The sequence below is a fragment of the Kroppenstedtia guangzhouensis genome (assembly GCF_014637345.1).
GTDB lineage: Bacteria > Bacillota > Bacilli > Thermoactinomycetales > DSM-45169 > Kroppenstedtia > Kroppenstedtia guangzhouensis.
The window spans coordinates 1-9921 of record NZ_BMEX01000032.1 but is presented as its reverse complement, the minus strand read 5'-3'; the positions used below and the strand labels follow the sequence as shown (position 1 = coordinate 9921).

General features: G+C 46.0%; 9 protein-coding genes and 1 pseudogene. 5 read left to right on the top strand and 5 right to left on the bottom strand.

Annotated features, from left to right (window positions below; genetic code table 11):
- Positions 1–259: 259 nt before the first annotated feature.
- The 3 genes from IEV46_RS17185 to IEV46_RS17175 all read right to left on the bottom strand — a co-directional run bounded on the left by IEV46_RS17185 (position 260) and on the right by IEV46_RS17175 (position 3584).
- Entirely contained in the window at positions 260–1621 is a 1362-nt protein-coding gene (locus tag IEV46_RS17185; protein WP_188433742.1) for an amidohydrolase family protein, read from the bottom strand.
- Positions 1622–1922: 301 nt separating this feature from the next.
- On the bottom strand, positions 1923–2006 hold the full coding sequence (locus IEV46_RS18525) for an ArsB/NhaD family transporter (protein WP_373284647.1): 84 nt from the start codon (positions 2004–2006) through the stop codon (positions 1923–1925).
- Positions 2007–2018: 12 nt separating this feature from the next.
- A complete protein-coding gene (locus IEV46_RS17175; RefSeq protein WP_188433741.1) occupies positions 2019–3584 on the bottom strand; it encodes a recombinase family protein in 1566 nt (521 codons plus the stop codon).
- Between the two features lie 1169 nt (positions 3585–4753).
- On the opposite strand from IEV46_RS17175, the gene IEV46_RS17170 reads away from it, so the two are divergent.
- Together IEV46_RS17170 and IEV46_RS17165 are read left to right on the top strand one after the other, a co-directional pair.
- On the top strand, positions 4754–5710 hold the full coding sequence (locus IEV46_RS17170; RefSeq protein WP_188433740.1) for an NAD(P)H-dependent flavin oxidoreductase: 957 nt from the start codon (positions 4754–4756) through the stop codon (positions 5708–5710).
- A gap of 866 nt (positions 5711–6576) precedes the next feature.
- Positions 6577–6828: pseudogene (locus IEV46_RS17165) on the top strand (S1C family serine protease); the annotation flags it as partial.
- A gap of 46 nt (positions 6829–6874) precedes the next feature.
- Here IEV46_RS17165 and IEV46_RS17160 read toward each other — a convergent pair.
- Positions 6875–7012, bottom strand: a complete 138-nt coding sequence (locus IEV46_RS17160; protein WP_188433738.1) for a hypothetical protein — start codon at positions 7010–7012, stop codon at positions 6875–6877.
- Between the two features lie 595 nt (positions 7013–7607).
- On the opposite strand from IEV46_RS17160, the gene IEV46_RS17155 reads away from it, so the two are divergent.
- Genes IEV46_RS17155 through IEV46_RS17145 form a run of 3 tightly spaced genes read left to right on the top strand, consistent with a single transcriptional unit; the run spans position 7608 to position 8825 of the window.
- Positions 7608–8036 (top strand): transposase, encoded by a 429-nt coding sequence (locus tag IEV46_RS17155; protein ID WP_188433737.1) that lies wholly within the window; start codon positions 7608–7610, stop codon positions 8034–8036.
- Positions 8002–8385, top strand: coding sequence for a hypothetical protein (locus IEV46_RS17150; RefSeq protein ID WP_188433736.1), 384 nt, complete (start codon positions 8002–8004; stop codon positions 8383–8385). Before IEV46_RS17155 ends, IEV46_RS17150 begins: the two co-directional genes overlap by 35 nt.
- Positions 8386–8438: 53 nt before the next feature.
- Positions 8439–8825, top strand: a complete 387-nt coding sequence (locus IEV46_RS17145; RefSeq protein WP_188433735.1) for a transposase — start codon at positions 8439–8441, stop codon at positions 8823–8825.
- A gap of 782 nt (positions 8826–9607) precedes the next feature.
- Here the strand turns inward: IEV46_RS17145 and IEV46_RS18255 are convergent.
- Positions 9608–9921, bottom strand: a 314-nt coding sequence (locus IEV46_RS18255) for a fibronectin type III domain-containing protein (protein WP_229736203.1), incomplete at its 5' end; no start/stop codon positions are given.

Sequence of the window (9921 nt, the reverse complement as noted above, 5' to 3'; positions counted from 1 at the left end):
TCGGCAATCCGACAGGAAGTGACTAGACCACTAAAAGCGTTGTGAATTAGTGCTTGTCAGGTCGATTGGGGTTGGGTTTCACATGACTTTTTGTTGTTCTTAACTGCCAAAATCACTCCATGTGAACCCCATCCCTCCCTGCGGCAACTCCTTTCACAAACTTCAAACAATCTCTTTCCGTTGGCTTCAAGGAAGGGACGAAAATCACGGAATAACCGCGAAAGTGGTATTGCATTCCTTGAAATAAAAGTCTTCCGGGTTACAGAGGTCGTGATCCTTCAGGTACTCCATATTTAGAAAAGATATAATCACGGGACTCATTTGCCAGTTTACGCAAGTGTTCCATGTCAAAATGCAACATTCTACCATTCCGTTTAACCGCCTTTCCAGCTACAAACACCGAGTCCACATTACTGATATTTGCACACTGTACAATAGCACCTACAGGATCATTGACTGGAAACATATTCAGATCGGTGGTTCGAATCATAATGAGGTCTGCTTCTTTACCTGGGGATAATGTACCGATCTTATGATCCAGTCCCAGGGTACGTGCACCACCGATAGTTGAAAACTCCAACACTTCTCGTGCCGTGATATTTAACTCTTCTGGCATATTCCCGTTGGATAAAGTCATTTCATTATTCCTTGAACGTTCCGCTTGTAAAGCGAACTTCATTTGCGCAAACATATCTCCACCTGTAGAAACCACAACATCGACTCCTAATGCTGGTGTACCCCCTTTCTCAAGAAACAGACCTGTTGCCGGATATCCATGCCCCATCATCATTTCTATTTCAGGAGTAACAGAAATCGATGCACCTGAATCAGCGATTCGTTTATACTCCCCATCACTTAACGTATTGGCATGGACAAAATTAAGATCCGGTCCCAGCAGTCCAGCCTGATGCAATTTTTCAATGGATCGGTCTACCGAACCCCATGTTCCAAAACCCAAGTGCATGGTACAAATGACATCGAGTTCGCGAGCGAGCTTAATATCATCTACTGCGGTTTCCCATGAACTGAATTCCGGTCCCCGTATGGCCAACCCCATGGTTAATAATTGATCGTCTGATGAGAAATACTGCTTTTTTACCCGCCTGCTGTCTTTGGGGTGTCTAATTTGGCTTTCTCTCGACCAGTACTCCCCATCACCAGAAGTTCCATGTGCAAAGACTGCCCGTATTCCAGATTCTTGTAATGCCCGGATCAGTTCATCCGTGTGATCGGGAGAAATAATCATGGACCAATCCAATAGGGTGGTAACTCCGGCATCCAGTGCTTCCAATGCACCAAGAAGATTGGCTACATAGCCATCCTGTGGGCGCAATTGAGCTCCAATATTCCCATAGTAAATACTGCTCAAGTATTTCTGAAGGGACCAATCTGCACCCACGTTACGAACAAGAGATTCCCAAGTGTGACGATGGGTATCAACAAAACCGGGCATAACAATCATATCGGATGCATCAACGACTTCACAATCAGAAACCTTGAGTTCCGGTTCAATAGCTGCTATTTTTGTTCCTTCAATTAAAATATCCGCTTTCTTAAATTCTCCAATCGTCTTATCAAGGGTTAGTAAACAGCCGTTTTGAATCAACACTTTGTTAGTCATTATCCTCATATCCCCTTTATCGTATGACTCTGAAGATTATGTTTTTTTATCTTCATAATGTTACTCTAACATATATATTGGTTTATCTGCGACATTCACCTAAGCGAGCAGAACAATACCGGTTTAAGCTCGAGCGTAAACAATGAAAATGGAACGACTGCCCCGTACTTCTTAATGAGCGAGCTATCCCGAAGTTTTTACTCCCGATTTCAAAAAAGACTGTCTGGCGTCAATGGCCCTTCAAAAATAAACCGCCCCCAACTGAACTTGAGTGCGGTTGCTTTGTACGATTTCCAAAGAGCTAACAGGGACCTCCAGCCGCTGACCATCCGACGGGGAAATCACGGGGTTGCCAGATAACAAACATCAATGTGATCGTGAACAATTATCTAGCCCATCACATATTTCCTGAAAAGTTTTTGGGTTCTACCTTTAGAAAAGAGCTAAAATCCACGGAATAATGGATTTCGATAGAATCCCTGTCTACAATCACACAATCCAAGAACATTTCAAACAGATCACGGACTTGCTCCGGATTTTTTTCCATGTCTTTGAACCGAAAAAACTCATCCATCTTGTCGCGTATCCTTTTCAGCTTGTCATCCCCCGCCATCGCCTGCGCCTTGGTCTCCTCCAGTTCCTTCTTTTGATCCTTCAACTTCGTAATTTCTGCTTTTTTACTCTCCAAGATTTTTTGGTACGTGTCTTCATCAAATAAACTTCGCTGGTTAAACAGATCAGTAATATCTTTCTGCAGGCTCCTGATTTTACTGTCAACGCTTTTCATCTGCCGGTCAAGAGTCGTTGCGAGGAGATCATTTTCTTTGTAATGTTTCCAGAAGTCTTCATCATTCCGAATAGCTGAAAGTTGCTGTTGGAGTTTGTATTGAACGATCCCATTGAGTTTGTGCATGGCGATCGACACACCTTCACAAACGGCTTTACCCTGTGACTGAAAGGTGAAGCATCGGTAATAGCGATAGAGCTTACCATAGTTGTTCTTTTTCACATGGGCCACAAGGGATCCGCCACACTTGGCACATTTCGCTATTCCAGAAAGAGGATATTGCTTGTTTGGGCTACGGCGCACTGCCCGACTCTGGATGATCCGCTGGACCTTGTCAAATTCCTCCCTGGAAACGATCCCATCATGAGCACCCTCCACAACCACCCATTCTTCTTTCTTTTTCGGAACGGCGGTTCTTCTTTTCTTGGCCCGGCCGGTTTCATCATCATACTCACGAATCACTCTTTCACCCGTCTTGTTATAGATGAGCGTGCCTGCATAAGCCTGGTTTTTCAGCATCCGGCTGATGGTGTTATTTCCCCATTTGGCTCCTTGGGGTGTCCGTACCCCTTCCCGGTTCAACGTTTTCATGATGGTGAGAATCCCCTTTCCTCCCAAGTACATATCAAAGATCCTTCGCACCACGGGGGCATACTCGGGATCCCGTTCCAACCGGCCGTCCCGAATGTTGTACCCGATGGGACAGCTTCCAGATGTCCACCTCCCCCGCTTGGCTTTTTCAATGTTGCCCAATCGGACCCGGACGGAGATCTTCTCCGCCTCATATTTAGCCATGGAAGCGTGGAGTGTAAAAATCATATCCGGTGTGGTCTGGGAATCATAATTCTCCTCCAGAGAGATGATCCGCAGCCCTTTGGACTTCAGACGGTTGGCCGTGCCGATCGCCTCTTCTTCATCCCGGGCCAGCCGGGAAATTCCCTTGAAAAGCACCACTTGAAATCGGCCGCCCTCTGCATCCTTCAGAAGCCGATACATGGAAGGACGCTCCCATAAAGCCTTGCTCGTGGCTGATAATCCTTCATCCTCATAGATGGAATCCTCACGCACCTCCCATCCCCTTCCCCGGGCAAACTCCGTCAACAGGGAAACCTGATGTTCCACTGAATCCCCTTGTTTTTCCGTGGAGACTCGGGCATATATGGCACAGTGAATCATGTATCTTCACCTCAACATACCAGTCCCTTACATAAAAAAAGGAACTTCATCAAGTTCCTCAAGCGCCTTTGCTTTGCCCGTACTTCTTAATCAATACCTCTCGACCCATTTCTCTGTTTACATGATCTGCTATTGCTTGATATAACAAACTCCTTGCATTTCCACTGCCATAACGCTCTTCAATTCGGTAATGATTGCACCATTCTTCTATACACCTGTGCTCGGATAACACTCCTGTCTGACTCACAATGCTCACTCCTTCCACGTCCCCTATGTAGGGTATGTGAACATAACCCCATCCGTGCCTATCCACCCACAAAAAAAGAACATCCGGCAGTGAGCCGAATGTCCTCATAATGAAACCGCTCCTTATAATTTCCGTTTTTCCTCTGCTTTTTTCCACTGTTTTTCCGATCTTTTTTTGGTCGCTTTTGCGTCACTGGACGAAAAAAGCATATCTGTGCTATCCTGTGGATAGAAATAGTAACGGCGGCAGGGTAAACCCCACCGCCGGGTAGCTACCGCAGACAGGCGGCCACAGCACGTAGGGAAGTAACCCGCGCACCTTTGCCTCGGGGCGGGTTACTTCTGATTTAGCGCCTGATACGCAACATAGACAGCCAATGCTTGTACAACCACACCAGCCGTCTTGACGATCAGGCTAAGAAGCTCCATGGCCTCACCCCCCTCTCGATCGAGGGTCTGTGGCCACCCGCCCTTGGCTACTACCATGGTCTATTTTACCATAAGACCGCCCGATTCAGGGGGGTCTTTTCCTGTTTGGCATACTGTCTGAGAAAAACGAACGGCTTCAGCTTTTTCAATTTCTACCGTTAGTGCAGGAGTTTAAATCCAGGATTCACTAAGATTTATCCTGATGAAAACGTGGGCTTCCATCGACTTCTGTAAGAAAAAATGAATGACTACCCATTCATTCGTGTGTTATTATCAGAATATAATTGAATACCAAAAGGGGGAGTGATTGTGAAAGCAGGTGATGTTTTATAATGGGAAAGAACTTTTATTAATGAAGATGTATTGGATTTTTTTTATAAATTTCTGGAGATCAAGGAAAAGCATGTAGTCAATGAATTTAAGCTCAATGGATAAATGAAAAGAAATGATAAATACCCGCAATTTAAAAGCGCTACTAAAAAGGGTGAATTGAAATGATAAACTTAATGGAATTGAAAAAAAGTATGAGAATCCCAGTGATTGGTTCACCGATGTTTATCATTAGTAATCCGAAGCTTGTCATCGAACAATGTAAAGCAGGTATCGTAGGTGCAATGCCTGCACTTAACGCAAGACCGTCTTCCCAACTGGATGAATGGCTTGCAGAAATTACAGAAGAGCTTGCGAGTTATAACGCGAAAAATCCAGATCAACCAGCAGCACCTTTTGCAATTAATCAAATCGTCCACCGGTCGAATACACGTCTTGAAGAAGATATGGAGTTATGTAAAAAATATAAAGTGCCCATCATCATCACTTCACTCGGTGCAAGGGAAGATGTCTACCAAGAGACACAAAGTTATGGTGGAGTCGTATTGCATGATGTTATCAATAACATGTTTGCGAAAAAAGCGATTAAAAAAGGAGCGGACGGTTTAATCGCAGTGGCGGCAGGTGCAGGAGGACATGCAGGTCCAAAAAGTCCGTTTGCACTCATTCAAGAAATTCGTGAATGGTTCGATGGACCCCTCGCACTGGCAGGCTCTATTGCTACGGGAGGTAGCATTTTAGCAGCGGAAGCGATGGGAGCAGACTTTGCTTATGTCGGTTCACCATTTATCGCCACACATGAAGCGAGAGCCGTCGATGAATATAAACAAGCTATCGTTGAAGGAACTTCGGATGATATCGTCTATAGCAATTATTTCACAGGTGTGCACGGGAACTATTTAGCACCATCCATCCGTGCCGCAGGGATGGATCCGGATAATTTACCAGAAAGTGATCCGTCAAAAATGAACTTCGGCGGAGACGCTGGAAAAAAAGCATGGAAAGACATTTGGGGTTGCGGACAAGGAATCGGAGCTATTAAAAAAGTACAACATGCGAGAGATTACATTGCTCAATTAGAAGAACAATACAAACAAGCAAGAGAAAGATTATCAAAATAATATTTTACTCTTCTCCCCCCCCTTTTCGCATAAGGCAAAGTAGCCCGACACCGAAGGCCCGCTTTGTCTTATGCGGGGATCAGTCACTACCTCCCCACACCTGCAATGCAAGGATACTTCTCATCAATCTGTCATCAAAGATCGCAAATCCTGTGGGTCGGCCTCCAGTTGTGCAAAAGATCGACGACCCAGCCAAAATGGCCAGAACAGTGGAACGGTAACGTTTACAAAGACAGTCGACACACCTGTATTTACCCATGATGAGAAAAAAGGGAACCTGCAACTGGATTCCTACGCAACATATTTGGCAGGGACAGCCGACTTTGATTATTTTGTGGTAACACTATATGAGGCCGATTCAAATGTTGAGATGGGCAACAAAGTAGCGCTCAACACTAATGGGTCGGATATGGCAGCCTGGGATGTCCCCAGTGGAAAATACTATTTTCGTTTCGAAAAACCCCGTAATGGTTTGGATCTCAAAGTAAAATACGAAGTCTACCCCTATAACGGATAATGGAGCATGTCCAAAGATTCAACTGAGCCAAAAAACCGGACGAGGATTACTCTTTGCCCGGTTGGTTTTTTTCGATTTCCAACCCTTGTATTGGGGGCTGATGATCAGAAAGTGGACACAACTCCCTCTGACAAAGCACCGAAACAAAGTGTTTACGCAAGGGATAGTGTCTGATCGTTGGCGGAGAGGATCCGTCCTTCCACCTCTCCAGATTTGGTAAACTTCATCCAACCGAATTTGGAGGCTTTACCCGACCCCCTTCACGTAATATTTTAACAAAGCTCCCGGCAAATGAGTACTCCCAGATCCAAAAACAAAAGTGGTCTAGTCACTTCCTGTCGGCAATCCCCTCGGCCTTCATCATTCCGTCACTCTGGGAGTGGTCAGCGGGAAAGATCGTCCACTCAACTTGCGGGAGCGACGATTTGGCCATGTGATTCAGACCGATGCTGCCATCAATCCGGGAAACAGCGGCGGTCCCCTGCTCAATATCCTCGGCCAGGCCATCGGGGTCAACACCCTCGTCGTCTATCCTTCCCAGGCCATCAGCTTCGCCATCCCCATCGATGTGGTGAAACCGCTGGTACGGGACTTTATGTAACAACAAAACACCGGCTCCCCCGCGGTACAGGGAGCCGGTTCGTTTTTCAAGGGTATTTCCCCTCGGCTCCCAGTGTCTCCAACCCGCCAGCATTGGATACGACCGCCGCCAACTCCGAATTGGCGATACCTCCTGCCATGCTTAAATCATCAGTATTACAAGTCAATTTTGTCCCTTTGCCCATACTGCATGTCTGCTTTCCAAACGGACACCGACTGGACGAATCAGGAATATCTGTGCTATTCTGTGGATAGAAATAGTAACGGCGGCAGGGTTATCCCCGCCGCCGGGTAGCTGCCGCAGACAGGCTGCCACAGTTTTACGGGAGAAGTAACCCGCGAACCTTTGCCGAGGGGCGGGTTACGTTCTTGTTAAGCGCCTGATACGCAACATACACAGCCAATGCTTGAACAACCACACCAGCTGTCTTGACGATCAGGCTAAGAAGCTCCATGGCCTCCCCCCCTCTCGATCGAGGGATGCGTGGCCGCCCGCCCTTGGCTACTACCATGGTCTATTTTACCATAAGACCGCCCTGAATCGGGGTGGTCTTTACCGTATTTGGGATTATCAGATGTTTCCCTAGAATTGTGAAAAAGTCATTCATTTTAAGGGGATTTTTGCCTGTTCATGTCGAAGTTTACGCATAGAAGTTCACAACGGAGACGGAGGAGATACAGATGCTCGGAAAACAAAGTCAACAACCGTCCATGTTCCAATATGTTAATTTGGAAGACTTAATTCCCCAAAAGCATCTGCTCCGTCGGATCCACTAGGCGGTGGATCTCTCCTTTGTACGTCCTCTGGTCGCCCGGATTTACGAAAAAGGAGGACGCCCCTCCATCGACCCGGAAGTCGCTTTTCGTATGATGTTACTGGGTTACCTGATGGACCTTAACGATCACCGACTCCATCAGGAGATTCAAATGCATGCCGGGTATCGATGGTTTTGTGGCCTGGATTTCAACGATCCAGTTCCGGACCGAACCAGTCTGATCAAAACTCGGGAACGCTGGGCCCGGGCCGAAATTCTGGATGAAATTTTGGCCCGTGTGGTGCAACAATGTGTGGAAGTGGGGGTCGTCCGTGGCGAAACCCTTACCATGGACGGAACCACCGTTCAAGCCAGAGCTACCGTCAAAAGCCTGGAAAGGATCGGGACAGGTCCTCTCGATGGAAATGGAATCCGACTCCGACGAAACCGCTGAAACCGACGATGATGAGGATGACTCGAACCCGCCTGCTCCCCGACAGGCTGGCGATGAAGATTTTCATGGCGAGAAGTTTTCCAACCGGACCCATCGTTCTCGCACCGACCCAGATGCCCGTCTCTTCCGTAAAGGATCAGGAATGGAAACCAAGCTTAGCTTTCTGGCCCATTATGTGGCAGATACTCCATCCGGAGTCATCCTGGCAGCTGAAGCCACTCTGGCAACGGGGAAGGCGGAAACCGAGGCGGGACGCCGTTTGTTGGAGCAGGTCCAGGGACGTCTGTTGTCCTCAAAATCCCGTCGGGAGCTGGTAGCCGATGGCGGCTATTCGGATAAAAGTTTTTAGCTGATATTATTGATCTGGGTTTCGATCCGTACATTCCTCTGTTGAGCGAGAAGGTGGAACCGATTCCGACATGGAAGCGCCGAACTTTTCGTTTAACTCAAAAGCGGGATCGGGTCCAAAAAGTTCGTTGGATCCGGGCTCAAAACTATGTCCGTCAGCTCAACCGTCAGCAAGCGGCCCGTCAGGTTCGCGACCTACGGAAGCGGGTGGAGCATTTATTTGCAGAAGCCAAAGAATGGCACGGATTGCGAAGGGCCCGGGGACGGGGTCTTTGGCGTGTCCAAAGTCAGGTTCTCTTAACGGCCATCACGCAAAACCTCAAGCGGATGGCCATTTCCTCCACCGCCACAGCCCGGCGGGGGAGGCGGTCATGCCATCATTCCTTTCAGAGACTCTACGCCCCTTCCACCTATCCGGCATTTCTCCATCATTTTCATTAATCAAGGGCTCACTGATGGACTGAATCCGTATTTCACAACGCTTCTAGTTTTGCACGCTTATAAACGGATTTAGTAAAATAAAATAAGAGAAAAAGCACTTTATTAGTGCATCTGGAAAATGAAGCTGAGGACGATAAAGTCTGCATAAAGTATGGAGATGAAGTGATGCATGTTCTCCATGCGGTAACTAACCATCACGTTTACGACCTTCGCAAATCAACGGATCCAGTTTAAAAACTTTGATCAATCGGGGGGACTCCGAATTGTTCGTAAGAAAACTCGTAACAGCCACGGTCCTTTCGTTATTTACATTTATATTCTTTTATTTCAAGTCATCTAACTTTGATTATCTTCTCCTTTTGGCTATTTTTTTCTCTACATTCTTTATATTCATCTACGGAATACCAATGTCATTGTTATCTGACAAGCTTTCTAAAGAAAATGCATGGTTATCGTTTATATACCACGGAATATCAGGGTTTATATTTCCCGTTATTATCTTGGTGTTATCAGGTAATTTTTACTCTTTAACAAAACCAAATATCCACCCCGCTATGTTTTTTTCAATATACTTTTGGGCTATTGATCAAGGAATAAAAAAGCTATCTAAATGAGCAAGGATCCCCCTCAATATAGCTAGTATCCTGTCCTGTATTTTTAATCCTTCAAAACGGGAATAAACTTCTCCAATTTCCCTATTTTATTCAGATTTAAAAATACGGCTCGTTGGCATTTACATCCAACCTATTGTTTCACCAGTTTGCGGATAAAATTCGATATCATTATTTCATTGATCTTTTTTTCCCAACATACGCTTCCACTCTATATATGTAGGGTTGATCAGATTTTAAATTTTGAACCGTAAACGTTTTCTTACTATCTGACCAGACAAACTTGTCACCTTTTTCATCATTGATCAAGTATATTTTATAGTTATCACCTACATCATTCCATGATAATCGCACAGAATTTTCTTCAGAAACCGCTACACCTAGTGCCCTGTCAGGCCACCTTGATCTTCTTTTGTTCTCGTAAGATCGCCTCATGACGTTTATTTTTGTTGCGCCATCGGATGTAAGCCCGAATTTGGTTAAAG

Coding starts and splice junctions, on each gene's coding strand:
- IEV46_RS17185 (WP_188433742.1), bottom strand. CDS start 1,621: ATGACTAACAAAGTGTTGATTCAAAACGGCTGTTTACTAACCCTTGAT.
- IEV46_RS17160 (WP_188433738.1), bottom strand. CDS start 7,012: ATGGGCAAAGGGACAAAATTGACTTGTAATACTGATGATTTAAGCATG.
- IEV46_RS17175 (WP_188433741.1), bottom strand. CDS start 3,584: ATGATTCACTGTGCCATATATGCCCGAGTCTCCACGGAAAAACAAGGG.
- IEV46_RS17170 (WP_188433740.1), top strand. CDS start 4,754: ATGATAAACTTAATGGAATTGAAAAAAAGTATGAGAATCCCAGTGATT.
- IEV46_RS17150 (WP_188433736.1), top strand. CDS start 8,002: ATGGAAATGGAATCCGACTCCGACGAAACCGCTGAAACCGACGATGAT.